At 71.9% G+C, this 737-nt stretch carries 2 protein-coding genes; one reads left to right on the forward strand and one right to left on the reverse strand.

Annotation, left to right across the window (positions count from 1 at the left end; translation table 11 throughout):
* Positions 1-19: 19 nt before the first annotated feature.
* Positions 20-157 (forward strand): type II toxin-antitoxin system PemK/MazF family toxin, encoded by a 138-nt coding sequence (locus LPA54_RS33900; RefSeq protein WP_267487941.1) that lies wholly within the window; start codon positions 20-22, stop codon positions 155-157.
* A 57-nt stretch (positions 158-214) separates the two neighbouring features.
* On the opposite strand, the gene LPA54_RS33905 is transcribed toward LPA54_RS33900, so the two are convergent.
* Positions 215-737 (reverse strand): aspartate-semialdehyde dehydrogenase (locus LPA54_RS33905; RefSeq protein WP_228984531.1); only part of this gene is annotated, 523 nt, incomplete at its 5' end.

Genomic DNA, 737 nt, shown 5'->3' on the forward strand with positions numbered 1-737 from the left:
GCGCGCGGACGAGAGCCGGCTGCCCAAGGACTCCAAGGCGCAGTGCGAGCAGGTGCGCGCCGTCGCCCCCGACCGTCTGCTGCACCGGGTCGGTGCTGTCCCCCGACAGCGGATGGCCGACATCGACGTGGCGCTGCGGCGGCACCTGGCGCTCTGAACGCGCCGAGGGGGCGGGCCCACCGGCGGGCCCGCCCCCTCGGTCATGCCTGCGACGTCAGCCGCTCAGCTCCTGCGCCACCAGCTCCGCGATCTGCACCGCGTTCAGGGCCGCGCCCTTGCGCAGGTTGTCGTTGGAGACGAACAGCGCCAGGCCGTTCTCCACCGTCTCGTCACGGCGGATGCGGCCCACGTACGACGGGTCCTGGCCGGCGGCCTGCAGCGGGGTCGGGATGTCGGTGAGGACCACCCCGGGAGCCTCGGCCAGCAGCTCGGCCGCGCGCTCCGGGCTGATCGGGCGGGCGAACCGGGCGTTGATCTGGAGGGAGTGGCCGGAGAAGACCGGGACGCGCACACAGGTGCCCGAGACCTTCAGCTCGGGGATGTCCAGGATCTTGCGGGACTCGTTGCGCAGCTTCTGCTCCTCGTCGGTCTCGTTCAGACCGTCGTCGACGAGGTTGCCCGCGAAGGGCAGCACGTTGAAGGCGATGGGGCGCTTGTAGACGCCGGGCTCGGGGAAGTCGACCGCCGAGCCGTCGTGCGTCAGCTTGTCGGCCTCGTCGACCACCTTCTGCGTCTGG

The organism is Streptomyces sp. DH12, assembly GCF_020873895.1.
Taxonomy (GTDB): domain Bacteria; phylum Actinomycetota; class Actinomycetes; order Streptomycetales; family Streptomycetaceae; genus Streptomyces.